General features: G+C 65.3%; 23 protein-coding genes. 7 read left to right on the forward strand and 16 right to left on the reverse strand.

What is annotated here, in order from left to right:
• Nucleotides 1–26 precede the first annotated feature (26 nt).
• Nucleotides 27–980 (reverse strand): tRNA-dihydrouridine synthase, encoded by a 954-nt coding sequence (locus B7Y64_RS05055; RefSeq protein ID WP_024814456.1) that lies wholly within the window; start codon nt 978–980, stop codon nt 27–29.
• A 261-nt stretch (nt 981–1,241) separates the two neighbouring features.
• On the opposite strand from B7Y64_RS05055, the gene B7Y64_RS05060 reads away from it, so the two are divergent.
• Nucleotides 1,242–1,757: a hypothetical protein gene (locus tag B7Y64_RS05060; RefSeq protein ID WP_024814455.1), complete on the forward strand. Its 516-nt coding sequence runs from the start codon at nt 1,242–1,244 to the stop codon at nt 1,755–1,757.
• Between the two features lie 41 nt (nt 1,758–1,798).
• Here B7Y64_RS05060 and B7Y64_RS05065 read toward each other — a convergent pair whose 3' ends face one another.
• The 3 genes from B7Y64_RS05065 to B7Y64_RS05075 form a co-directional block, all read right to left on the reverse strand.
• Nucleotides 1,799–2,947, reverse strand: a complete 1,149-nt coding sequence (locus B7Y64_RS05065; protein WP_291325269.1) for a class I SAM-dependent methyltransferase — start codon at nt 2,945–2,947, stop codon at nt 1,799–1,801.
• 9 nt (nt 2,948–2,956) lie between these two features.
• Nucleotides 2,957–3,475, reverse strand: coding sequence for a GNAT family N-acetyltransferase (locus B7Y64_RS05070; RefSeq protein ID WP_024814453.1), 519 nt, complete (start codon nt 3,473–3,475; stop codon nt 2,957–2,959).
• 122 nt (nt 3,476–3,597) lie between these two features.
• On the reverse strand, nt 3,598–4,164 hold the full coding sequence (locus B7Y64_RS05075; RefSeq protein ID WP_024814452.1) for a hypothetical protein: 567 nt from the start codon (nt 4,162–4,164) through the stop codon (nt 3,598–3,600).
• Nucleotides 4,165–4,328: 164 nt separating this feature from the next.
• On the opposite strand from B7Y64_RS05075, the gene B7Y64_RS05080 reads away from it, so the two are divergent.
• Both B7Y64_RS05080 and B7Y64_RS05085 read left to right on the forward strand, forming a co-directional pair.
• On the forward strand, nt 4,329–4,964 hold the full coding sequence (locus B7Y64_RS05080; RefSeq protein ID WP_114655044.1) for a response regulator transcription factor: 636 nt from the start codon (nt 4,329–4,331) through the stop codon (nt 4,962–4,964).
• Nucleotides 4,951–6,738: a hybrid sensor histidine kinase/response regulator gene (locus tag B7Y64_RS05085; RefSeq protein WP_291328474.1), complete on the forward strand. Its 1,788-nt coding sequence runs from the start codon at nt 4,951–4,953 to the stop codon at nt 6,736–6,738. Before B7Y64_RS05080 ends, B7Y64_RS05085 begins: the two co-directional genes overlap by 14 nt.
• A 49-nt stretch (nt 6,739–6,787) precedes the next feature.
• Here the strand turns inward: B7Y64_RS05085 and B7Y64_RS05090 are convergent, their stop codons facing one another.
• The 6 genes from B7Y64_RS05090 to B7Y64_RS05115 all read right to left on the reverse strand — a co-directional run bounded on the left by B7Y64_RS05090 (nt 6,788) and on the right by B7Y64_RS05115 (nt 13,365).
• Nucleotides 6,788–8,227: a coniferyl aldehyde dehydrogenase gene (locus B7Y64_RS05090; RefSeq protein WP_291325264.1), complete on the reverse strand. Its 1,440-nt coding sequence runs from the start codon at nt 8,225–8,227 to the stop codon at nt 6,788–6,790.
• A 127-nt stretch (nt 8,228–8,354) separates the two neighbouring features.
• A complete protein-coding gene (locus B7Y64_RS05095; RefSeq protein ID WP_291325262.1) occupies nt 8,355–8,705 on the reverse strand; it encodes a hypothetical protein in 351 nt (116 codons plus the stop codon).
• Between the two features lie 149 nt (nt 8,706–8,854).
• The gene (gene clpB / locus B7Y64_RS05100) at nt 8,855–11,461 is read right to left on the reverse strand and encodes an ATP-dependent chaperone ClpB (protein ID WP_291328476.1); all 2,607 of its coding nucleotides are present in this window, start codon (nt 11,459–11,461) and stop codon (nt 8,855–8,857) included.
• 320 nt (nt 11,462–11,781) lie between these two features.
• On the reverse strand, nt 11,782–12,141 hold the full coding sequence (locus B7Y64_RS05105; RefSeq protein WP_024814446.1) for a collagen-like protein: 360 nt from the start codon (nt 12,139–12,141) through the stop codon (nt 11,782–11,784).
• Between the two features lie 378 nt (nt 12,142–12,519).
• Nucleotides 12,520–13,077, reverse strand: coding sequence for a molybdenum cofactor biosynthesis protein MoaE (locus B7Y64_RS05110; RefSeq protein WP_024814445.1), 558 nt, complete (start codon nt 13,075–13,077; stop codon nt 12,520–12,522).
• Between the two features lie 57 nt (nt 13,078–13,134).
• Nucleotides 13,135–13,365, reverse strand: a complete 231-nt coding sequence (locus tag B7Y64_RS05115; protein WP_024814444.1) for a hypothetical protein — start codon at nt 13,363–13,365, stop codon at nt 13,135–13,137.
• A 74-nt stretch (nt 13,366–13,439) separates the two neighbouring features.
• Here B7Y64_RS05115 and B7Y64_RS05120 point away from each other — a divergent pair, with 74 nt between their 5' ends.
• Nucleotides 13,440–13,694 (forward strand): hypothetical protein, encoded by a 255-nt coding sequence (locus B7Y64_RS05120; RefSeq protein ID WP_024814443.1) that lies wholly within the window; start codon nt 13,440–13,442, stop codon nt 13,692–13,694.
• 9 nt (nt 13,695–13,703) lie between these two features.
• Entirely contained in the window at nt 13,704–14,051 is a 348-nt protein-coding gene (locus B7Y64_RS05125) for a hypothetical protein (protein ID WP_291324012.1), read from the forward strand.
• A gap of 75 nt (nt 14,052–14,126) precedes the next feature.
• On the opposite strand, the gene moaD is transcribed toward B7Y64_RS05125, so the two are convergent.
• The 6 genes from moaD to B7Y64_RS05155 all read right to left on the reverse strand — a co-directional run bounded on the left by moaD (nt 14,127) and on the right by B7Y64_RS05155 (nt 20,482).
• Nucleotides 14,127–14,378: a molybdopterin converting factor subunit 1 gene (moaD, locus tag B7Y64_RS05130; RefSeq protein WP_024814441.1), complete on the reverse strand. Its 252-nt coding sequence runs from the start codon at nt 14,376–14,378 to the stop codon at nt 14,127–14,129.
• Nucleotides 14,375–15,616, reverse strand: a complete 1,242-nt coding sequence (gene glp, locus B7Y64_RS05135; protein WP_291324011.1) for a gephyrin-like molybdotransferase Glp — start codon at nt 15,614–15,616, stop codon at nt 14,375–14,377. The genes moaD and glp overlap by 4 nt, the downstream gene beginning before the upstream one ends.
• Nucleotides 15,601–16,170, reverse strand: a complete 570-nt coding sequence (gene mobB / locus B7Y64_RS05140; RefSeq protein ID WP_024814439.1) for a molybdopterin-guanine dinucleotide biosynthesis protein B — start codon at nt 16,168–16,170, stop codon at nt 15,601–15,603. The genes glp and mobB overlap by 16 nt, the downstream gene beginning before the upstream one ends.
• 111 nt (nt 16,171–16,281) lie before the next feature.
• On the reverse strand, nt 16,282–17,796 hold the full coding sequence (locus tag B7Y64_RS05145) for a threonine synthase (protein WP_024814438.1): 1,515 nt from the start codon (nt 17,794–17,796) through the stop codon (nt 16,282–16,284).
• Nucleotides 17,797–17,819: 23 nt separating this feature from the next.
• Nucleotides 17,820–19,181 carry a homoserine dehydrogenase gene (locus tag B7Y64_RS05150; protein WP_291324010.1) on the reverse strand — a complete coding sequence of 454 codons (1,362 nt, stop codon included), beginning with the start codon at nt 19,179–19,181 and terminating at the stop codon, nt 17,820–17,822.
• A 71-nt stretch (nt 19,182–19,252) separates the two neighbouring features.
• Entirely contained in the window at nt 19,253–20,482 is a 1,230-nt protein-coding gene (locus B7Y64_RS05155) for a pyridoxal phosphate-dependent aminotransferase (protein WP_024814436.1), read from the reverse strand.
• A gap of 169 nt (nt 20,483–20,651) precedes the next feature.
• Here B7Y64_RS05155 and B7Y64_RS05160 point away from each other — a divergent pair, with 169 nt between their 5' ends.
• Together B7Y64_RS05160 and B7Y64_RS05165 are read left to right on the forward strand one after the other, a co-directional pair.
• Nucleotides 20,652–21,032, forward strand: coding sequence for an Mth938-like domain-containing protein (locus B7Y64_RS05160; protein WP_111865465.1), 381 nt, complete (start codon nt 20,652–20,654; stop codon nt 21,030–21,032).
• 152 nt (nt 21,033–21,184) lie between these two features.
• Entirely contained in the window at nt 21,185–21,670 is a 486-nt protein-coding gene (locus B7Y64_RS05165) for a peroxiredoxin (protein ID WP_024814434.1), read from the forward strand.
• The last annotated feature ends 113 nt before the right edge of the window (nt 21,671–21,783 follow it).

A 21,783-nucleotide genomic window follows, 5' to 3' on the forward strand; every position in this document is an offset into this window, starting at 1 on the left:
GCCCCGCACGGGTGGCCGCGCCCGCCTCAAGGCTGCAGGGCTGCCAGCCAGGCCGTGATGGCGCGCTGATCGGTCATGGTGCGCACGTGCTGGTAGGCCAACTCGGCCTCTGGATAGCGGCGGCGCAGCAGGTTGAGCCATTGCTTGAGGCGGCCGGCGCGCTGGCGCGGCTCCAGGTCGTTGCACACCAATTGCCAGAACGCTGCCAGCTGCGGCAGCAATGCCGGCCACTGCACCGGGTCGGTGCCGGGCAGGCCCTGGTCGGCAGCACGGATGGCACGGGCCAGCCCGGGGTCGGCCACCATGCCGCGGCCCAGCATAAGGGCGTCGCAGCCCGACACTTCGCGGCAGCGCTGCGCGTCGGCCACGGTCCAGATCTCGCCATTGGCCACCACGGGGATGCGCACCGCCGCCCGGATTGCCGGGATCTGCTCCCAATAGGCGGGCGGGCGGTAGCCATCGGCCTTGGTGCGCGCATGCACCACCAGTTCGCTGGCACCGCCAGCCTCCATGGCCTGCGCGCACTCGCGCGCCAGGCTGGCGTCGTTAAAGCCCAGGCGCATCTTGGCCGACACGGGCAGGTGGGCGGGAACAGCGCGGCGCACGGCGGCCACCAGCGTGGCAATGCGCTCGGGCTCTTGCAGCAGCGCCGCCCCGCCGCCGTGGCGGTTGACCACCTTGGCGGGGCAACCAAAGTTCAGGTCGATGCCCTCGGGCCCCAGCGCCGCCAGGCTGGCCGCGTTCTCGGCCATGCACACCGGGTCGGAGCCCAGCAGCTGCGCGCGCACGGGCACGCCGGCCAGCGTGCGCCCGCCATGGTGCAGTTCGGGCAGGTAGCGCAGAAACACCCTTTCGGGCAACAAGGTGCCGGTGACGCGGATGAACTCGGACACGCAGCGGTCCACGCCGCCCACGCGGGTGAGCACATCGCGCAGCACAAAATCCAGAAGCCCCTCCATGGGGGCGAGCAGCAAGGTCATGGTGCAGCACACCCGCCCGACTTGCGGAGGGATGCTCAGAGAGTATTCAAACAAAAACGGGCTGTAGCGCTTATGTATAAAGCGCAAATAGCTATAATTATTATAGCAACTTACGCCGTTGTCGGCGGCCCCGTCGGCAGCCGACATTGTGCGACAGGCTGACGGAGTGCTCTGCCTGCGGTGCCGCCCGCTGCACGGGTCATCACAGCGTCATCGCACGGTGCTGCAATGCACGCCATACCCTTCGCAACCCATGCCCCCATGTTGCTCCACCGAACCGAAAAAGCCCGCCGTGAACTCTCGCCAGGCGTTCGCACCCTGAGCCTGCGCGAACGCTCGTTGCTGTTGCTGGCAGACGGCAAACCCCTGGCCGATCTGCAGGCCATGTACCACGGCATCGGTGCGCAAATGGTGGAGCAGCTGGTGCGCGAGGGCTACCTCACCCACTTGGCCACCACGCGGGCGGCAGACACCGCCGCCCCCGCGCCAGAAACGCCCCCCGAACCCACCGAGGCCCTGCGCTCACTGGCGGGCACCCGCATGTACCTGTTCGATCTGTGTGAACGCCTGTTTGCGCGCCGCGACCCCGATCTGGCCCGCTTCTATCACGCCACCTTGCGCGAAGCGCGCGATCACCACAGCATGCTGGAAGTGGGCGCAGCCCTGATCGCGGAAGTGGCCAAGGTGGCCGGGCCGGAGCGCGCCCACGGCATCCGCGAACGCCTGGAGCAGTTGCAGCCGCCGGAACGCGCGCTGTCAGCCGCCATGAGCGACTGAGCCCATCGCGCAGCCCCTTCATCCCATCGAACGGGATCGAATCAGGCCGCAGCCAAGCGCCACAGCGAGGTGACTTCCGCCGCACGGGCAGCGTGCAGGGCATCGCCCGCATCGGCCGCCTTGGCGTGGTGCGGGCGAATGTCCTCACGGCCCAGCACCTTGAGGCCGGCCTCGGCAATCCAGCCCAAGAGCTGTTCGCGGCTGCGCAAACCCAGGTGCTCGGCCAGGTCCGACAAGATCAGCCAGCCCTCGCCTGCGGGCTCCAGGTGGGCTGCGAGCCCTGCCAGAAAGCCGCGCAACATGCGGCTGCCCTCGTCATACACCGCGTGCTCGATGGGCGAGCTGGGGCGGGCCGGCACCCAGGGCGGATTGCACACCACCAGCGGCGCGCGCCCGGCAGGAAACAGGTCCACCGACTGCAATTCGACCTGCGGCAGCACGCCCAGGCGCTGCAGGTTGTCGCGGGCGCAGGCCAGCGCGCGCGGCTCGTTCTCGGTGGCCACCACGCGCTGCACGCCCCGGCGCACCAGCAGGGCCGACAGCACGCCCGTACCCACGCCGATGTCAAAGGCCAGCGCCTTCGACGGCAGGGTTGCGGCTGCCACCAGGTCCACATATTCGCCGCGCACGGGCGAAAACACCCCGTAATGCGGATGGATGCGGTTGTGGGGTGCGGCGCCGAGCGCAGGCACTTCCACGCCCTTCTTGCGCCACTCGTGCGCCCCCACCAGACCCAGCAGTTCACGCAGCGAGGCCACCGAGCGTTCGCCCGTGGCCGCGCCCCAGGCTTCGGTGCAGGCCTGGCGCAGGTCGGGCGCACGGCGCAGGTCAATGGCGTAATCGCCTTCCAGCGCAATCAGCAGGGACGACAGCACGCGTGCGCGCTGCGCCTGCGCCTGGCGGTGCAGGTGAAACGCTTCGGCCGCCGTGGCCTCTGCCATTTTTTGTGCTGCCTTGGCTGCCGCCTTGGGCGGCTTGCGATCCACCCGCCGCATAAGGGCCTGCAGCAACATGCGGGCGTTCTGAAAGTCGCCCTGCCACAGCAGGCCGGTGCCTTCGCAGGCCAGCCGGTAGGCCGTGTCAGCGGACAGCGTGTCATCGGCCACCACGACGCGGCGCGGCGCAGTGGCCCCGCTTTCGGAGCGCCAAAGGGCTTCGTGGGCTTGGCCCGAGTCGCTCCAGGAGATCATGCAATAGCCTTAATTGATGGGGCGTTTGAGACGCACTTCTTCGATCTTCACGCCGCCTACCACGGCCGTCTTGGCAGTGGAGAGCTCGCGCTTGAAACCGGCCATTTCGTGGAACCGGATGGCGCGTTCGTTGCGCAAGGGAACCCACGCGGTCACGTTGGTGCAGCCTTCTTCGTGCAGGCCGTCACGGGCGGCGTCCCACAGGGCCAGGCCTACGCCCTGGTTCCAATGGGTGGGCGCGGCGTAGATGGCCCAGATTTCACCGGTGGTGGGGCGGGATTTTTCATCGCGCGAGCGGTCATAGCCGACGAAGCCCACAATCTTTTCGCCATCAATGGCGACTTGCACCTGGGGCTCGCAATATTCAATGGCTTCGCGCCAGTAGGCCTGGCGCTTTTCTACCGACATGGATTTCAACTGCTCGTCTGGCACCAGACCTTTGTAAGCCTCTTGGGCGGATACGGTGTGGATCTGGGCAATGGCTTTGGCATCGCGAAGCGTGGCGGGACGAACCTGGATACTGGACATGGAAAAACCGAACGAAAACAGGGAGTGAAAAAACAAAAAGGACCGGCATTGTCGCCGCAAACGCTTTTTCGCCCTGTGCTGCTGGTTAATCCGGGGGCTCGCAACGCCCCCCACCACCACCCTCAGGCCCTGCTGAGCGCGGCGTTCGATGCCGTGTCCAGGCCCTGCGCCCGGGCGCGTTTGTTGCGCGGGCGCGGCACCTTCACCGCAGGCGGCACACCGTTGATGGCGCCCATGCACAGCACCAGCGCCACACTGTGCGATGCGTCCTCGCGCTCATCCGGCGCATAGGGGCGATAGCTGCCATTGCCAGCGCCGTGGCCGCGCTGCACAGAGTGAAACACCACGCGCGCGCCCTCCCGGTTGCTGCCCGAGCACAGCACGCGCAAACGCGCGTCGCGGTCGAGCGCCAGGCCCGTGTGGCCGGGCCGGTTGATGAGGTCGGTACGCACAGCGCGCCACGTCTGCCCGTCGTCCAGCGAAAATTGCCAGGTGCCTGCCTGCGTATCCAGATATTCAATGACCACACCCGCCGATGCCCGCATGTCGGCGCAGTTTTCCTGCAGCAGTTGGGCCACGGTATTGCCCCCCACACCGGCCCCGCCAGCAGCTGCCACGGGGCGTTGATCGACGATGCGCTGACCGAGAACGGAAGAGCGGGCGACAGAATGGGAAACACTGGCACTCATGCGTAAACCTCTTTGTGGATAAGCTGGACAGGATCGGATGCGCCACGCGGTCCAGCCACAGACCATCACAACGCCTGGGTCACAGTCTAGAAACCGCACGCCCGTGCGTCCATCGCACAAATGGACTAGTCGCGCACCCCGGCGTTGTGCGCAATACTCGCCCCATGCCTGCCAGTCTGCTGCTTGTTGACGACCACACCCTGTTTCACACCGGGCTGCGCCTGATCGTGCAGGACCACCCCGGCGTGGATGCCATCTTCGAAGCCGGCACCGTGGCCGAAGCCTGCGCGCTGCGGCCAGAGACCGTGGACCTGGTGCTGCTGGACATCCAGATGCCCGGCATGAGCGGCCTGGACGGCCTGCGCCTCTTGCGCCAGGCATTCCCCCGGGCGCGCATCGTGCTGGTGTCTGCCAGCGTGGCGCCCGACGCTGTTTACGAGGCGCGCACGCGCGGTGCCGACGGTTTTCTGCCCAAGTCGGCCAGTGGCGCCGACATTCTGGAGGCCATCAGCTGCGCGCTGTCGGGCGCGCCCTGCTTTCCCGCCCACAGCGGCAACACCACCACCACACGCGCACCGGCAGCGCCCACGCTGACCGCACGCCAGCTCGATGTGCTGTTCCTGCTGTGCACCGGCAAGCCCAACAAGGTGATTGCCCGCGATCTGGGACTGAGCGAAAACACCGTGCGCGTGCATGTGGCCGCCATCTTTGCGCAGCTGGGCGTCAACAGCCGCAGCGCTGCCTTGCTGGCGGCACAGCGGCTGGGCCTGTCGTTGCCGCCGCTGCATGATGCCGCCTGAAACGCCAGGGACCGGTGCGCTCTGGCCCTGGCCGTCGCTGCGCTGGGAGCGCGACGAGGTGCTGCGCGAGCAGGTCGCACTGCTGCGCCAGAACTTTCCCATGACCCTGGTGGCCTCCCTGGCCACGGCACTGGGCACGATGTGGGTGATGGACGGCGCGGTCGACCCGCAGGCGCTGACGGCCTGGCTGATCTCGCATGTGCTGGTCGTGATGGGGGTCTATCTCTCGCTGCGCAGCATGGACCCGACGACCGATCCCGCCCGCTGGTCGGCCTATAAGCTGATGGCCTGCATGGCCGGCATGGGCCTGAGTTGGGGCGGCCTGGGCCTGGTGGTGATGCACTGGGGCAACGCCAGCAGCGTGGTCTATGCCATTGGCATCGTCAGCACGGTGTCGTCCGGCGCCCTGGGGCTGGGAGCACCGCTGTACCGCGCCTACCTTGTCTACCTGAGCTGCGCCATTGGCAGCGTGCTGCTGGCCATTGCCCTGGCAGGTGGGCCGGTGCTGTGGCCCGCGCTGTTCCTCGTGCTGGTGTATTTCAGCCTGACCTGCATGCAGGCCAGCACGGCCGATACAGCCACCCGCCGCAGCATTGCCCTGAAACTGGAAAACCAGCGCCTGGTGGGAGAGCTGCGCGCCGAGTCCCAGCGCGCCCAGGCGGCGCAGCAGATCGCCGAAAAAGCCGATCGCGACAAGTCGCGTTTCCTGGCGGCGGCCAGCCACGACCTGCGCCAGCCGCTGCACGCCATGGGGCTGTTTCTGGAGAGCCTGCAGCGCAGCCCGCTGAACGCCCACCAGCAGACGGTACTGGACCATGCCCACGCCGCATCCAGCGCCGCAGCCGAAATGCTCACCACCTTGCTCGACTACTCGCGGCTGGAGGCTGGCGTGGTCAAGGTGCGCCCGTCGGCATTTGCCGTGCAACCCCTGCTCACGGCCCTGGAGCAGGAATTTGGCGTGCAGGCCGACAACGCACGCCTGGTGTACCGCACCCGCGAGACCTCACTGGCCGCGCATGCCGACCGATCACTGGTGGGCCTGGTGATGCGCAACTTCATCTCCAATGCGCTGCGCTACACCACCCGGGGCGGCGTGCTGATTGCGTGCCGTCGGCGCGGCCAGCGGGTGGCACTGGAGGTATGGGACACCGGAATCGGCATTCCCCAGCACCAGTGGGACGACATTTTTCAGGAGTTCCTGCAGCTCGACAACCCGGAGCGCGACCGGCGCAAGGGCCTGGGCCTGGGCCTGGCCATCGTGCACCGGCTGGTGAACGAGATGGGGGGCACAACTGTCGAGTTGCGCTCGCAACCGGGCCGGGGCTCGGTGTTTCGCCTCTGGATGGATGCGTGGGACGGCGCGCTGGAGGATGAAGCCGCGCCGCTCCCCGAAGACCGCAGCCTGGAGGGCCTGCATGTGCTGGCCATTGACGACGACGAGGCGGTGCTTCTTGGAATGCAGTCGCTGCTGCAAAGCTGGGGTTGCCACTGCACCGTGGCCGGCTCGGGCGCCGAAGCACTGAAGCACCTGGGCGACGACACCCCCGATCTCATCATCACCGACTTCCGGCTGCGCCATGAGGAAACCGGCAAGCAGGTGCTGCAGGCACTGCGCACGCACCTGGGCACTGCAGTGCCGGCCATCATCATGACGGGGGACACCTCGCCCCAGCGCCTGCGCGATGCGCAAAGCACATCGGCCCTGCTGCTGCACAAGCCGGTTTCCACCGGCCAGCTGCGCGAAGCCATGGTGCAGCTCATCACCCAGCCGTAGCCCACCAACGCGGCCGGCTCCGCGATGCAGCCGGTCGACGACAACGCGGCTACAACCAGCGGCGCAGCAGGCCCATGATCTTGTCGAAGCGCGCGCCGTAAGGCGGGTAGAACAGCGAGCCCATGGCCCAGCGGGACTGCACCAGCACCGCCTTCTGGTGGCAAAAGCGCAGAAAACCCTGCTCGCCGTGGTAGGCGCCCCAGCCGCTTTCGCCCACACCGCCAAAGGGCAGGTTGTCGTGGGCGATGTGCATCAGCGTGTCGTTCACCGTGACGCCACCGCTCACGGTGCGGCGCAGCACATCGTCACGCACCGCATCGCTGCGGCCAAACCAGTACAGCGCCAGCGGGCGGGGCCCCGCGTTGATGTGGGCCACGGCATCGTCCAGCCGCTCGTACGAAATCACGGGCAGGATGGGGCCAAAAATCTCCTCCTGCATCAGCGCCATGGCGGGCGTGGCGCCAAACACCAGCGAGGGCAGCATCTGGCGGCTGGCCCCGTCGCCCAGCGTGCCCACAGTGGCCGCCACGGGCTTGCCGCTGGCGGGGTCGATGGTGTGCACCTCGGCGCCCTGCGTCTGGGCCTGCTGCAGCATGGTGCGCAGCCGCGCATAGTGGCGCGGCGTGATGATGGAGGCGTAATCGGGGTTGCCCTCGATGCTGGGAAACAACCGTGCCACCGCAGCCTGGTAGGCCTGCGAAAACTCGGCCTCACGCCCGCGCGGCAGCAGCACGTAATCGGGGGCAATGCAGGTCTGGCCCGCATTGAGCAGCTTGCCGTGGGCAATCTTGAGCGCGGCGTCCTGCATGTCGCAATCGGCATCGACGATGCACGGCGACTTGCCCCCCAGCTCCAGCGTGGTGGGCGTGAGGTGCTGCGCTGCCGCCTGCGCCACCTTGCGCCCTACCGCAGTGGAGCCGGTGAACACCAGGTGGTCAAACGGCAGCGAGGCCACCAGCGCGGCCGCCGCTGCATCGCCCTGCACCACGCAGAACTCATCCGCCGCAAAGAACTGCGCCACCAACAGCGCCAGCTGGGCCGATGTGTGGGGCGTGAGTTCGCTGGGCTTGAGCATCACGCGGTTGCCCGCCGCCAGCGCCGTGATGGCAGGGGCCAGCGCCAGTTGCACGGGGTAGTTCCAGGGCGAAATCACGCCCACCACACCCAGCGGCTGGCGCGCGATCCAGCCCCGCGATGGCTGTAAAAAGAGGGGCGTGCGCACCTTCTGCGGCTTCATCCAGCGCGCCAGATGGCGCAAGGTGTGCGACAGCAGCGTACGCAACACAAAAAAATCGGCCACCTCGGTCAAACGCGGCGAGCGCATGCCGAAATCGGCCTGCACGGCGGCGGCCAGCACGGGCCCGTGCTCATCGAGCATCTTTTGCACGCGCAGCAGGCGCTCGCGACGCACCAGCAGGGGCACGTCAATGTGTGCCCGGCTGGCCTGGTACTGAAGGTCAAAATGGGCACGAATGTCGTCAGGTGTCATGGCCGCCATCATAGAAGACAGCCCGATGCCCCGGAGTCAAGCCCCTGCAACGCCCCCACGTCGGCGTCAGAAGCCACGAACCACAAAGCGCAGGCACCCGGCGCGGCTGCCAGCAGGCTCTTTCGCGCTACTGCTCTTCGCGAGGCTCGCGGGGTGCGCGGGGTTCCACATCCACCACCTCATCGGCGCCGGGCAACACGCCTGCGCGACGCGAGGGGGTGTCGGCGGCGGGTGCGGTGCGCGCAGCCGACCACCGCTCGGTGGAGCGGTAAACCGTGCTCCAACCCGTGCGCGGATCAACCCGCAGGGTCCAGGGCATCACGGGCCGACCGGTGAGGCGCGCCCACAACGCGCGCAGCCCCCACACCAGCGCCAGCACCAGCACGGCGGCCAGCAAACTCAAAAATATCACCAGCCCGGCAACCACCACCACGGCCCGGATGAGCCAGCGGGTCAGGCCCGCCAAAAAATCATTCAAACAACCTCCTCGGTTCTCAGCCTTTGGGCGATAGGCAGGGATGTCCACTACCCACTGTCAACCACCAAAATTTATGCCAAATGTGCCGCTAGCGCTTATCCATAAAGCGCTAGCAGCTATCATTTTTGACAATTAAAATTGCCTGCCGCTCAGACCGGCGCGGATGCTCCAAAGTGGAACACCCCCGGCTCCAGCACCGGATCCACACTGACCTCGATGCGGCTCTTGGGCGGGAAGCGCCCTTCGAGCAGCAACTTCGACAGCGGGTTCTCGATGCGCTGCTGGATGGCACGCTTGAGCGGGCGCGCACCAAACACCGGGTCGAACCCCACCTTGGCCAGCTCGGCCAGGGCGGCGTCGGACACCTGCATTTCCAGGTCCATCTTGGCCAGGCGCGATTGCAGCAGCTGCAGCTGGATCTTGGCGATCGAGGCAATGTGCGCCGCGTCGAGCGCATGGAACACCACGGTCTCGTCGATGCGGTTCAAGAACTCGGGGCGGAAGTGGTTCTTCAGCTCGCCCCACACGGCTTCCTTGATGTCGTCCGAGTCCTGCCCCACCATCGCCTGGATCAGGTGCGAGCCGATGTTGCTCGTCATCACGATCACCGTGTTCTTGAAGTCCACGGTGCGGCCTTGGCCGTCGGTCAGGCGGCCGTCGTCCAGCACCTGCAGCAGCACGTTGAACACGTCGGGGTGGGCCTTCTCCACCTCGTCCAGCAGCAGCACGCTGTAGGGCTTGCGGCGCACGGCTTCGGTCAGGTAGCCGCCCTCTTCATAGCCCACATAGCCCGGAGGCGCGCCAATCAGGCGGGCAACGCTGTGCTTTTCCATGAACTCGCTCATGTCGATGCGGATCAGGTGCTCTTCGCTGTCGAACAGGAAGCCCGCCAGCGCCTTGCACAGCTCGGTCTTGCCCACGCCCGTGGGGCCGAGGAACAGGAAACTGCCCGTGGGGCGGTTCGGGTCACTCAGGCCCGAGCGCGAGCGCCGGATGGCGTTGGCCACGGCGGCAATCGCCTCCTCTTGGCCCACCACGCGCTCGTGCAGCTTGGTTTCCATCTGCAAGAGCTTGTCTTTTTCGCCCTGCATCATCTTGGCCACAGGAATGCCCGTGGCGCGGCTCACCACCTCGGCGATTTCTTCGGCGCCCACCTGGGTGCGCAGCAGGCGGTTGGGGGCAGACACGCCATCGGTGCCGGCCTCCTGGGCCTGGGCTTCCTTGAGCTGCTTTTCCAACTCTGGCAGCTTGCCGTATTGCAGTTCGGCCACCTTGTTGAAGTCGCCCTTGCGCTTGAGTTCTTCGATCTGCAGCTTGACCTGCTCAACCTGCTCGCGCACATGCTGGCTGCCCTGCGCCTGGGCTTTTTCAGCCTGCCAGATCTCGTCGAGGTCGGCGATTTCTTTTTGCAGCGACTCGATTTCTTCCTCGATCAGGCCAAAGCGCTTTTGCGAGGCTTCGTCCTTCTCGCGGCGCACGGCCTCGCGCTCAATCTGCAGCTGGATCAGGCGGCGGTCGAGCTTGTCCATGACCTCGGGTTTGGAGTCGATCTCGATCTTGATCTTGGACGCAGCCTCGTCGATCAGGTCAATCGCCTTGTCGGGCAGGAAGCGGTCGGTGATGTAACGGTGCGAGAGCTCGGCGGCGGCGACGATGGCCGGGTCAGTGATCTCAACGCCATGGTGCACCTCGTACTTTTCCTGCAGGCCGCGCAGGATGGCAATGGTCGCCTCCACGGTGGGCTCGCCCACCAGGATCTTCTGGAAGCGGCGCTCCAGTGCGGCGTCCTTCTCGATGTACTTGCGGTATTCGTCGAGCGTGGTGGCGCCCACGCAGTGCAGCTCGCCACGCGCCAGCGCAGGTTTCAGCATGTTGCCGGCGTCCATGGCGCCCTCGGCCTTGCCCGCGCCCACCATGGTGTGCAACTCGTCGATGAAGACGATGGTTTGCCCCTCGTCCTTCGCCAGCTCGTTCAGCACGGTTTTCAGGCGCTCTTCAAACTCGCCGCGAAACTTGGCGCCGGCCAGCAGCGCTGCCATATCGAGCGAGAGCACGCGCTTGCCCTTGAGGCTTTCAGGCACCTCACCGGCCACGATGCGCTGCGCCAGACCCTCGACGATGGCGGTCTTGCCCACACCGGGCTCGCCAATCAGCACGGGGTTGTTCTTGGTGCGGCGCTGCAGCACCTGGATGGCACGGCGGATCTCGTCATCACGGCCGATCACCGGGTCCAGCTTGCCCATGCGAGCGCGCTCGGTCAGGTCGATGCAGTATTTTTTCAGGGCCTCGCGCTGGCCCTCGCCCTCGGCGCTGTCCATCTTCTGGCCACCGCGCACGGCGTCAATGGCGGCTTCGAGGCTCTTGCGCGTGAGACCGTTTTCCTTGGCAATGCGCGCGGCATCGCCCTTGCTGTCGATCACGGCCAGCAGAAACAGCTCGCTGGCGATGAACTGGTCGCCGCGCTTGATGGCTTCTTTTTCAGTGGCTTGCAGCACGCGGCCCAGCTCGGGCCCGCCCTGCACCTGATCCTGGCCCTGCACGGAAGGCAGCCGCTTGACGGCAGCCTCGGCCGCAGCCAGCAGGCCGGGCACGTTGGCACCCGCGCGCTGCAACAGTGCCTTGGGGCCGTCGTCCTGCTTGAGCATGGCCACGAGCAAGTGCACGGGCTCGATATAAGCGTTGTCATTGCCCAGCGCAATGCTCTGGGCATCGCTCAGGGCTTCCTGGAACTTGGTGGTGAATTTGTCGAGACGCATGGTCCATATCCTCCGAATTGCAGAGCACTTGAGGCAGGGTGTGCCTGATTTCAAGACAGCACGCAGGCCAGAACTTGTGCCAGGTCAACCAACCCAAGGGCGCTGGCACCCCCTTGTAAACCCATTTTTCCATGACCACCGGCGCTTGACCAGCGGGGAACAGCAACTGCGGATCCGGTTCGCCAAGGCGGCGTGCAAATCCACCCGTCGGCATTGCGCGGGGCATGGATGCCGTTTATTTGAAACGGCACCCCATTGCCCGGCCCAAAAAAAAGGCGCAGGCGGAAAACCGCCTGCGCCTGTCGCGTCACGCCAAGGTTCTACTTGGCGGGCACAACAATCACGGTGTCGCCCGTTTTGCCATCAGCGCCCGCTTCGCCCTTGGCACCGTCGTAACCGGTGGCACCCGTGGCGCCAGACGCACCGGTGGCACCGGTAGAGCCCGTGGAGCCCGTGGCACCGTCATAGCCGCTCGCACCCGTGGCGCCGGTAGCACCGGTGGGGCCTGGAACACCCACCGTGGAGCCGGTAGCTCCGGTGGCACCCGTGGCACCCGCAGGGCCTGCCGGGCCCGGAACCACCACCACCGGTGCAGCGACCGGCGGGGTTACAACGGTTTTTTCGCAAGCGGCCAGACCGAAAGTGGCAATCAGGGCGGCAAGCAGTAGGGAATTTTTCATGGAAACCTTGTAGGGAGGGGATAGACGCACATGACGATGAAACTGCGCGCGGAGTTTCTTTCTTGCCAAGACCTTCAACAGTCATTGACAAGCTGTGGCGCAAATCTACAGAAAATGCCCACGCGGCCCTGTAGGACGAACCGACGCCTGCGTGTCATTGTTCAGGCCGATTCAGCCCGCCTCCAGGCTGGATGGGTGTCCGGTCGGGTAAAAGCTGTTTTTCCGTCCCAACGCCAGCGCTGCGCCCCACGGCGCCCCAATCACCGTGCGCTGGCCACCGGACGGCCGAATGTGGCGACGCGGCCGCACCAGCGGCGTGGCTGTGCTCGCGGGTCCGCAGGGCGACGCCAGCGCCAGCACTTAGCGGTCGACGGCCCCTCAGGCGTTGCGTGCGTCGATGCCCCAGCGCGCAAGGGCGGCATCGTCGCTCACGCGCGCATCCACCCAGCGGGCTCCCTGCGCGGTTTCTTCCTTTTTCCAGAACGGCGCCTGGGTCTTGAGGTAGTCCATCAAAAACTCGCATGCCTGAAAGCTCTGGCCCCGGTGGGCGCTGGTCACTGCCACCAGCACGATCTGGTCGAGCGGCTGCAGCAGCCCCACGCGGTGGATGATGCGGGCGCCAAAAATATCAAAGCGCCGCATGGCCTCGTCCACCATCGCCTCGATGGATTTTTCGGTCATGCCGGGGTAGTGCTCCAGTTCCATGGAGGCCACGGCATCGCTGTCTTGCGCCGCCCGGCCGCCCGAAGGCGCAAGCGCCCCTTCGGAGGGCAGCGAGGACACGGACGTGCCGAGCGTGGGGGCCACGGTACGGTCACGCACGGTGCCGACAAAGCTGCACACCGCACCCACGCCCTTGTTCTCGTGGCGCAGCGCGGCAATTTCGGTGGAGACGTCAAAGTCCTCGGTCTGGATGGAAACGCGGGGCAAGGTCATGGCAAAAAGCTCTCTACAGGGCGAAATGACGGCAGGGGACGGGGCGCGGCCCACCCCTCAAGGCGAGCGGTGCAGGCGTGGCGCTGCCAGCAGCGCGCACTCTTCTTCCACCACCTTGTTCAGTTGCGTCAGCGCGGGCGATGGGGGCAGCTGGGCCAGCAAGGCTTGCAGGCGGGTGACATCACCGACGGTCGGGGCCACCTTGATCTGCGCGATGGCGGCGGTCAGGTTGCCGCCCCGAACCAGGGCGAGCACCTTGGCGGGCCATTCACTTTTGTTGCGTGCCATAAATTGTGAAATAGGTTTGTCTGTACGATTCGCCCGCACTGTACCCGCACTGCACAACCACCCCTTCTTCGCCCATGGCCACACAAACGATTCAGACACCTCTGTACAAGCTCTATCCGTCGCCACGCAACCTGCACCGCGATATCTTCGAGCACCAGGTTTTCGTGCCCTACCCCTACGCCATCATTGACCTGGATGTCATGGAGCTTTCGGGCAAGACCACGCTGTTTGCGGCCTGTCGGCTTTCCGACATGAAGATGGGGCAGTTGGTCACCTTCGATCTGGCACCCGATCAGGCCAAGTTTGAGCGTCTGTTCACACCCGACTGAACCACGCCCATGCACGACGACAACCAGATTTTCGTTCCGCCGTCTTTCATGGCCGTGTTCACCGATGCCCGTGGGCGGCTCACTGAAAAGGCCGACGCCGTGCGCACGCGCTACGAGCTGTGCGAAGACCTGGCCGGACACCTGGTGGAACATGCGCAGACGCTCTACAACGTGCAGGCCCCTTTAGAGGCCGAGATTTTGCGGCGCATCCATGCCGGGCTGTGCACGGCCGAATCGGGTGTATCAACGGCCGAGGCGACCTGGATCGTCACGCGGCTGGCCGAACTGCTGGTGTGGCCATGCCCCGACCTGGTTGTAGCGCCGCCAGAGCAGCCTGCCGCGCCCGAGGTGCCCTGAACTCGAACTACCCTGAACCTGCAGGTGCTGCCCGTTGCTGCCCGGCAGCCCGGTTGCGTGCCCGGCGCTTACCTGTCAGCCACCGGTGACCGGCGGAAAGAAGGCAACCTCTGCCCCGTCGGCCAGCGCGGCCGATTCATCGCTCAGCGTCTGGTTGAGCGCCATGCGCACGGCCTTGCCGCGCGCCAGGCTGTCGGCATGGGGGCCACCGCGCGCAATGAGTTCGTCGCGCAGCGCGCCCAGGGTGGCGGCCGTGGTTTGCACCGGCTCTAGCCCGGTGCCGATCGCCTCGCGGATGGAGGCGAAATAGCGCACGGTAATCTTCATGACAGCAGCTCCGAAAACGCAATGAACCGCACGGTGTCACCCGCTGCAATGGTCTGGCCGGCCGGGTTGTCCACCACACCGTCGCCCCAGGCGGCCGAGGTGAGCACGCCCGAACTCTGGTTGTTGAACAGGTCCAGCCCGCCCGTGGCGTTGTGCCGCACACGCAAAAATTCACGGCGTTTATCGGCCTTGGGCCAGGTGAAACCAGCGCGGGCAGCTATGGTTTGAGGAGCAACAACAGAGGCTCCCTGCAGCCGCAGCACAAAGGGCCGCACCAGCAACGCAAAGGTCAGAAAGCTCGACACCGGGTTGCCTGGCAGGCCGATGAAGTGCGCTGCCCCCCCATCGCGTGGAATCTGGCCGTAGGCAAACGGCTTGCCGGGTTTCATGGCGATCTGCCACAAATCGAGCGTGCCCAGCGCCTGAACGGCGGGCTTGATGTGGTCTTCCTCGCCCACCGACACACCGCCGCTGGTCAGGATCAGGTCGTGCGCGCTGCTTGCCGCGCGCAGGGCCTCGATGGTGGCGTCGCGCCGGTCGGGCACGATGCCGAAGTCGGTGACCTCGCAGCCCAGGCGCTGCAGCATGGCGCGCAGAAAAAAGCGGTTGCTGTTGTAGATGGCGCCGGGGCGCATCTGCTCGGGCGGCACATCGCCGGGCATGACCAGTTCGTCGCCGGTGGAAAACATCGCCACGCGCGGGCGGCGCGCCACCTGCAGCTGGTGCAGGCCAATGCTGGCGGCCAGGCCCAGCTCGGCAGGCGTGAGGCGCGTGCCGGCGGGCAACACCACGGCGCCGCGCGTGATGTCTTCACCGGCACGGCGAATCCACTGGCCCGGCTGCGGCACGGCGTTGATGCGCACGCGGCCATCGCCCTGCGCCTCGCAGTCTTCCTGCATCAGGATGGCATCGGCACCTGCAGGCACGGGGGCGCCGGTGAAGATGCGCGCTGCCGTGCCCGGCTGCAGGGGCTCGCCCGCGCTGCCCGCTGCAATGCGCTGTGATACGGGCAGCAGGGCACCCGCAGCCGCCACATCGGCGCAGCGCACGGCATAGCCGTCCATCGAGCTGTTGTCCTGCGGCGGCACATGCAGCGCCGAGATGCAGTCCTGGGCCAGCACGCGGCCGTCGGCATCAAAGGTGGTGACGGTGTCGACGCCTGTCAGCGGCGTGGCGTGGCCCAGCAACTCGGCCAGCGCTTCATCCAGCGGTTTGAGGGGTTTCATTGGGGGGCGCATGGCAACAGGTCTCCGTGCAGGTCCCATTGGTAGTCAAAGCGGTCGGCGTGCTGCAGCAGCCAGTCGACCACCTGCGCGGGCGCATTGAGGTCGAGCACGGGCAGCTGGGTGGGCACCGGCAGGCCGTGCGGGGCATCGGTGGCAACAGCGACCACAAAGTCGTCTTCGGGGTAGCGCACGGGCTTGGCCGCGCGTCCGGGCTCGGGCATGCGCCACACTTCGATCTTGAGCAGATCACTGTCTTTGAAGCCCTCCACCAGCACCCAGTCCACGCCCTGGTAAAGCTCGGCCAGCAGATGGTGCACGCTGAGCGTGGCGGGCTGCTCGAACTCGCGCACCAGCATGAGGCGCTTGTCGGAGGCGGCCACCACTTCGAAGGCACCGGCTTCGCGATGGCGGTAAGTGTCCTTGCCGGGGTGATCGATGTCGAAACTGTGGTGGGCGTGTTTGACCACCGAAACGCGCAGCCCCCTGAGCCGCAACTCGGGGATCAACTGCTCGACCAGCGTGGTCTTGCCGCTGCCGGAGAAGCCGGCAAAGCCTACAACCTTCATCCAATGCTCCTGTGAATAGCTATGCTATTTATAGCTGCTAGCGCTTATCAGACAAGCGCTAGGGGCATTTTTGACTCAAAAACCCTGGGGCGCCGCACTTCCGACAGGGAATTACTGGCAGTGCCGCTCGACATACGCCTTGACCAGTTCCACATCGGCTGGCATGACCTGCACGCGCTTGGGCAAGGCCTCGATGCCGGCAAAGCGGTCGGGGCGCTCGGGGGCATGGCCCAGGGCCTCCTGAATGGTTTCGGCAAACTTGATGGGCAGGGCTGTTTCCAGGACGATCATGGGCACGCTGCCGTCGCCCCGGTGCTCGCGCGCCACCTTCACGCCATCGGCGGTGTGGGTGTCGATGGTCACGCCAAAGCGGCTGTAGGTATCGCGGATCGTGGCCAGGCGGTCGGCATGGGTGCTCTTGCCGCTTTCAAAGCCGTATTTGCCCGCAGCGTCGGCAAACAACGGCTCCGCGCTCAGGTCGAAGCGGCCATAGGTCTGCAAGGCGGCGCTGAACAAGGCCTTGGTGCGTTGGCCATTGCGCCCCAGCAGGTCGAACACAAAGCGCTCGAAGTTGCTGGCCTTGCTGATGTCCATCGAGGGGCTCGATGTTTCGTGTGTGTCGGCGCTGCCGCGCACGCGGTACACACCGGTGCGAAAGAACTCGTCGAGCACGTCGTTCTCATTGGTGGCCACCACCAGCTTGTCGATCGGCAGGCCCATCATGCGCGCCACATGGCCGGCGCAGATGTTGCCGAAGTTGCCGCTGGGTACGGTGAAGCTGACCTTCTGGTCGTTGGGATTCGCCGACGGGCCGCCCCTAGGCGAATCAGCCCCCTCGGGGGGCAGCGAGGACACGCCAGTGCCGAGCGTGGGGGCCGGGTGTTCAGTGGCTTGGATGTAGCCGGCAAAGTAGTAGACCACCTGCGCCAGCAGACGCGCCCAGTTGATGGAGTTGACGGTACCGATCTTGTATTTGCGCTTGAATTCGAGGTCGTTGCTGACGGCCTTGACGATGTCCTGGCAGTCGTCAAACACGCCTTCGATGGCGATGTTGTGGATGTTCTCGTCCTGCAGGCTGAACATCTGCGCCTGCTGGAAGGCGCTCATGCGGCCGTGCGGGCTGGTCATGAAGACGCGCACGCCCTCTTTGCCGCGCATGGCGTATTCGGCTGCACTGCCGGTGTCGCCGCTGGTGGCGCCCAGGATGTTGAGCTGTTCACCGCGGCGCTTGAGCTCGTACTCGAACAGGTTACCCAAGAGCTGCATGGCCATGTCCTTGAAGGCCAGCGTGGGGCCGTTGGACAGAGCTTCGAGCCACAGGCCGTCTTCGAGGTGGCGCAGCGGCACGATCTCGCCGGTGCCAAACACTTCGGCGGTATAGGTCTTGGCGCACAGGGCCTTGAGGTCGGCGGCAGGAATGTCGTCGATATAGAGCGACAGGATCTGAAACGCCAGCTCGGCGTAGCCCTGCTCGTGGTAGGCCTTGCGCAGTTGGGTCAACTTGGCGTCGTCGATCTGCGGGTAGTGCTCGGGCAGGTACAGGCCGCCGTCGGGCGCCAGGCCTTCGAGCAGGATGTCGCAAAAGTGTTTGCGGTCCGGGTGGCCGCGCGTGGAAAGGTACAGCATGGCGTTCGTCCTGCGTGTTGGGCTTAGTTCAGCTCTTCCTTGCGGATACGGGTGATGGGCGCCAGCACCGTAGGAAGCTGCTGCATCTGGGCGATGGCATCGTTCATGGTGCCTTCGCGCGTGTCGTGCGTGAGGATGATCAGATCGGTTTGCGTGGAACCTTCGCCCCCCACCTCGTCGGCCTCGCGCTGCAGCACCGCGTCGATGCTGATGCCCGCATTGGCCAGGATGCCGGTGACCTTGGCCAGCACGCCGGCCTGGTCGGCCACGCGCAGGCGCAGGTAATAGCTGGTGACCACTTCGCTCATGGGCAGCACGGGGAGCTCGCTCATGGCCTGGTCAAGGGTGTGCGGCTGGAAGGCCAGGTGCGGCACGCGGTTGAGCGGGTCCACCGTGTGCAGGCGTGTGATGTCCACCAGATCGGCAATCACGGCGCTGGCCGTGGGCTCGGACCCCGCGCCCTTGCCGTAGTACAGCGTGGCGCCCACGGCGTCGCCCTGCACCACCACGGCGTTCATGGCACCTTCCACGTTGGCGATCAGGCGCTTGGATGGCACCAGGCTCGGGTGCACGCGCAGCTCGATGCCCCCGGCGGATTTGCCGGCGGCGTCGGTTCTTTCCACCCGCTTGGTGATGCCCAGGAGCTTGATGCGGTAGCCCAGCTGCTCGGCGTATTTGATGTCGGTGGCGCTGAGCTGGGTGATGCCTTCCACATAGGCCTTGTCGAACTGCACCGGGATGCCAAAGGCGATGGCACTCATGATGGTGACCTTGTGCGCGGCGTCCACGCCTTCGATGTCGAAGGTGGGGTCGGCCTCAGCGTAGCCCAGGCGCTGCGCCTCTTTCAGCACCACGTCGAAGTCCAGGCCCTTGCTGCGCATCTCGGACAAGATGAAGTTGGTGGTGCCATTGATGATGCCCGCCAGCCACTGGATGCGGTTGGCCGTGAGGCCCTCGCGCAGCGCCTTGATGATAGGGATGCCACCGGCCACGGCCGCTTCAAAAGCCACCATCACGCCCTTGGCCGATGCTGCGGCAAAGATCTCGGTGCCATGCACGGCCAGCAGCGCCTTGTTGGCGGTGACCACATGCTTGCCTGCGGCAATGGCTTCGAGCACCAGTGCCTTGGCAATGCCGTAGCCGCCAATCAGCTCGATGACGATGTCGATGTCGGGGTTGGCGATGACGGCGCGTGCGTCGCTCACCACCTGCACGCCCTCACCCACCACTTTCCTGGCGCGCTCCACGTCGAGGTCGGCCACCATGGTGATCTCGATGCCCCGGCCCGCACGGCGGCGGATTTCTTCCTGGTTGCGTTGCAGCACGTTGAAGACGCCGCTGCCGACGGTGCCAATGCCCAGCAGGCCTACTTGGATCGGTTTCATGGGGAATTTACCAGTCAAAATGCGCCGCAGCGCTTTATCTACAAGCGCAAGCAGCTATCAAAAAAAGAGTTTTATTCGGTGCCGCACCGCTTGCGGTACTGCTCGAGAAAGCGCGCCACGCGGCCAATGGCCTCGCGCAGGTCGTCCTCATGGGGCAGGAACACGATACGGAAATGATCGGGCCAAGCCCAGTTGAAGCCCGTGCCCTGCACCAGCATCACCTTGGTCTCCTGCAGCAGCTCCAGAAAGAACTGCTGGTCGTCCTTGATCGGATAAATCACCGGATCAAGGCGCGGAAACATGTACAGCGCCGCCTGCGGCTTCACGCAGGTCACCCCGGGAATGGCGGTGATGAGCTGGTAAGCCAGGTCGCGCTGCTTGCGCAGGCGGCCGCCCTCGCCCACCAGTTCGTTGATGCTCTGGTAACCACCCAGCGCGGTCTGCACAGCCCACTGACCGGGCACGTTGGCGCACAGGCGCATGTTCGAGAGCATGTTCAGGCCCTCGATGTAGTCGCGTGCGGGCTTCTTGTCGCCCGACACCACCAACCAGCCGGCCCGGTAGCCGCAGGAGCGGTAGCTCTTGGACAGCGAGTTGAAGGTGAGTGTGAGCACGTCCTCGCTCAGGCTGCCCAGCGCGGTGTGGCGTGCGCCGTCGTACAACACCTTGTCGTACACCTCATCGGCAAAGATCACCAGCCCATGCTCGCGGGCGATGGCAACGATGCCCTTGAGCAACTCGTCCGAATACAGCGCGCCCGTGGGGTTGTTGGGGTTGATCACGACAATGCCCTTGGTTCTGGGCGTGACCTTGGAACGGATGTCATCGAGGTCGGGCATCCAGCCATTGGCCTCGTCGCACAGGTAATGCACGGGCGTGCCGCCCGACAGGCTGGCCGCCGCCGTCCACAGCGGGTAGTCGGGCGAGGGCAGCAGCAGCTCGTCACCGGTGTCGAGCAACGCATTGGTAGCCATCACGATGAGCTCGCTGGCGCCGTTGCCCAGATAAATGTCGTCGAGCGTGACGCCCTTGATGCCCTGCTTTTGCGTCTCGTGCATCACGGCTTTGCGCGCCGCGAAAATGCCTTTGCTGTCCGAGTAGCCTGCCGAGTTGGGCAGGTTGCGGATCATGTCCTGCTGAATCTCTTCGGGCGCATCAAAGCCAAACACCGCCAGGTTGCCGATGTTGAGCTTGATGATCTTGTGGCCGTCTTCCTCCATCTGCCGGGCCGCGTCCATGATGGGGCCCCGGATGTCGTAGCAGACGTTGGCGAGCTTGGCGGATTTGTGGACGGTTTTCATGGACTGACTTTGAAATGCGGTGGGGTCAGAGACCTGCCAGCGCCCCGGGCGCTCTGGCGAAACCTATAATTTGACCACAGATCGACGGCACCCCGAGGCCCAAACGCCCGTGAATGCCGCTCCTGCAAAGCCCCAGCCCGTGGCCTGCGCCAACCCACCCAGCCTTCGCATGAAATTCCAGCCCGAACCCTCCTCCGCACAGACCATCCGTGCCTACGGCCCCGGCTGGATCGGCATAGATGCAGAAAAGATCACCACCAGCATCATCCTGGGATCGGGCGGCCTGCGCATGGTCTGGCCTTGCGCCCGGTTTGAAGACCTTACGCCCGATCATTTCGCCCAGCTGGCCACCCTGGAGGCGGAGCTGATCATCTTTGGCAGTGGCGTGCGCAACCGCTTCCCGCCGCCGGCCTGGCTACAGCCACTGATGGCCCGGCGCATGGGCCTTGAAACCATGGACACCCCAGCGGCCTGCCGCACCTACAACATCCTCGCCAGCGAAGGCCGCAACGTGGTGGCGGCGCTTGTACTGGAAACACCGGTGGCCTAGAACGCGTTCGCGATCCTGGACAGAGCCCGCGGATTGGCCTTGGTGGCGTTTTCAGGGTAAAATCACCGGTTGCGGTCGGGGGCACCACCAAAATCAATAACACCCAGCTCCCCCGGCTTATCAACGACTACATCCTGAGAGATTGAAGTGATATGGCGATCGTTGTCAACAAACCCCTCCCTGAATTTGAAGCCAACGCGACCGGTGGTATCAAGGTCTCCAACACCTCCCACCTCGGCCAGGTTGTTGTTTTGTACTTCTATCCCAAGGACAACACGCCTGGATGCACCACGGAAGCCATGCAGTTCCGGGACAAGTACAAAGATTTTGCAAAAATTGGCGCTGCCGTTTTCGGCGTGTCGCGCGACAACATGAAGTCGCACGACGAGTTCAAGGAGAAGCTGGAGCTGCCCTTCGAGCTCATCGCCGACACCGAAGAAAAAATGTGCCACATGTTCGGCGTGGTCAAGAACAAGATCATGTACGGCAAGAAGGTCAAGGGCATTGAGCGCAGCACCTTCCTGATCGGACCCGACGGCATTTTGCAAAATGAATGGCGAGGTCTCAAGGTGCCAGGCCATGTGGACGAAGTGCTCAAGGCCGTCAAGTCCATCAAGGCCTTGAAAAAGGCCGCCTGAAACCCTGCGTTGCATGGCCCCTCACGCGGATCGCAAAGCTGCTGCGCAATCCGACACAGTGAATGGGCATAATGGTTCGATGCACCTGAAAACAGCCACGCTTTTTTCCTCCC

Origin of the sequence: Acidovorax sp. 35-64-16, from assembly GCF_002281195.1 — a bacterium.
Taxonomy (GTDB): Bacteria; Pseudomonadota; Gammaproteobacteria; order Burkholderiales; family Burkholderiaceae_C; genus Acidovorax; species Acidovorax defluvii.

Bases quoted from the DNA above. Each gene is read 5' to 3' on its own strand.
- B7Y64_RS05055 (WP_024814456.1), bottom strand. From the start codon at position 980: ATGACCTTGCTGCTCGCCCCCATGGAGGGGCTTCTGGATTTTGTGCTG.
- B7Y64_RS05060 (WP_024814455.1), top strand. From the start codon at position 1,242: ATGTTGCTCCACCGAACCGAAAAAGCCCGCCGTGAACTCTCGCCAGGC.
- B7Y64_RS05065 (WP_291325269.1), bottom strand. From the start codon at position 2,947: ATGATCTCCTGGAGCGACTCGGGCCAAGCCCACGAAGCCCTTTGGCGC.
- B7Y64_RS05070 (WP_024814453.1), bottom strand. From the start codon at position 3,475: ATGTCCAGTATCCAGGTTCGTCCCGCCACGCTTCGCGATGCCAAAGCC.
- B7Y64_RS05075 (WP_024814452.1), bottom strand. From the start codon at position 4,164: ATGAGTGCCAGTGTTTCCCATTCTGTCGCCCGCTCTTCCGTTCTCGGT.
- B7Y64_RS05080 (WP_114655044.1), top strand. From the start codon at position 4,329: ATGCCTGCCAGTCTGCTGCTTGTTGACGACCACACCCTGTTTCACACC.
- B7Y64_RS05085 (WP_291328474.1), top strand. From the start codon at position 4,951: ATGATGCCGCCTGAAACGCCAGGGACCGGTGCGCTCTGGCCCTGGCCG.
- B7Y64_RS05090 (WP_291325264.1), bottom strand. From the start codon at position 8,227: ATGACACCTGACGACATTCGTGCCCATTTTGACCTTCAGTACCAGGCC.
- clpB (WP_291328476.1), bottom strand. From the start codon at position 11,461: ATGCGTCTCGACAAATTCACCACCAAGTTCCAGGAAGCCCTGAGCGAT.
- B7Y64_RS05105 (WP_024814446.1), bottom strand. From the start codon at position 12,141: ATGAAAAATTCCCTACTGCTTGCCGCCCTGATTGCCACTTTCGGTCTG.
- B7Y64_RS05110 (WP_024814445.1), bottom strand. From the start codon at position 13,077: ATGACCTTGCCCCGCGTTTCCATCCAGACCGAGGACTTTGACGTCTCC.
- B7Y64_RS05115 (WP_024814444.1), bottom strand. From the start codon at position 13,365: ATGGCACGCAACAAAAGTGAATGGCCCGCCAAGGTGCTCGCCCTGGTT.
- B7Y64_RS05120 (WP_024814443.1), top strand. From the start codon at position 13,440: ATGGCCACACAAACGATTCAGACACCTCTGTACAAGCTCTATCCGTCG.
- B7Y64_RS05125 (WP_291324012.1), top strand. From the start codon at position 13,704: ATGCACGACGACAACCAGATTTTCGTTCCGCCGTCTTTCATGGCCGTG.
- moaD (WP_024814441.1), bottom strand. From the start codon at position 14,378: ATGAAGATTACCGTGCGCTATTTCGCCTCCATCCGCGAGGCGATCGGC.
- glp (WP_291324011.1), bottom strand. From the start codon at position 15,616: ATGCGCCCCCCAATGAAACCCCTCAAACCGCTGGATGAAGCGCTGGCC.
- mobB (WP_024814439.1), bottom strand. From the start codon at position 16,170: ATGAAGGTTGTAGGCTTTGCCGGCTTCTCCGGCAGCGGCAAGACCACG.
- B7Y64_RS05145 (WP_024814438.1), bottom strand. From the start codon at position 17,796: ATGCTGTACCTTTCCACGCGCGGCCACCCGGACCGCAAACACTTTTGC.
- B7Y64_RS05150 (WP_291324010.1), bottom strand. From the start codon at position 19,181: ATGAAACCGATCCAAGTAGGCCTGCTGGGCATTGGCACCGTCGGCAGC.
- B7Y64_RS05155 (WP_024814436.1), bottom strand. From the start codon at position 20,482: ATGAAAACCGTCCACAAATCCGCCAAGCTCGCCAACGTCTGCTACGAC.
- B7Y64_RS05160 (WP_111865465.1), top strand. From the start codon at position 20,652: ATGAAATTCCAGCCCGAACCCTCCTCCGCACAGACCATCCGTGCCTAC.
- B7Y64_RS05165 (WP_024814434.1), top strand. From the start codon at position 21,185: ATGGCGATCGTTGTCAACAAACCCCTCCCTGAATTTGAAGCCAACGCG.